This window comes from Bacillus sp. 05T31 (assembly GCF_056396725.1).
Genome location: NZ_JBFTMA010001331.1, coordinates 1 through 504, shown reverse-complemented (window position 1 = coordinate 504; position 504 = coordinate 1). Strand labels below are relative to the sequence as shown.

1 pseudogene is annotated in these 504 nt (G+C 31.9%); it reads left to right on the top strand.

Going from position 1 to position 504, the window contains the following annotated elements:
* Positions 1-112: pseudogene (locus AC1DJR_RS33175) on the top strand (acireductone dioxygenase); the annotation flags it as partial.
* Between the last annotated feature and the right edge of the window lie 392 nt (positions 113-504).

Here is a 504-nt window from a genome sequence, read left to right as displayed (position 1 = left end):
TCTTATATCTGTGCCTGAAAATGCAAGACACTATTTCACCTTACAAGATGATCGCCAAGTTGTAGCTATTCGTATTTTTGTTACAACAGAAGGTTGGGTTCCAATTTATTAAGGTAGCTAGTTGAATAAAAGAACTTGGAACCCCTTTTCCAACCTTTTATTCACTCTACATATATACATCCTCCTATGGACCAGGCTTATTTCATAACATTGAAGTAAGCCTGATTTTTTATTTACTAAAATGATTTTTCCCTTTCGTTTGTTTAAATCAAATATCTCGAATCACAATTCCACTTTATCAAGTATATTTCGGAATTTTTTTTGAACATTTATTGAACTTTTTTTGAAATTTTTCTGAAAATTCCGTTTTACGTATGATATACTACAACTAATAAGAAGGAAAAGAATATTGCAAACAGAGGGGGATAATCATGAGTTTACTTATCGCACTTATACTAGGAGTTACATGCGGAGCTATTCCTGTCATTTTAGGAGCTATTATGG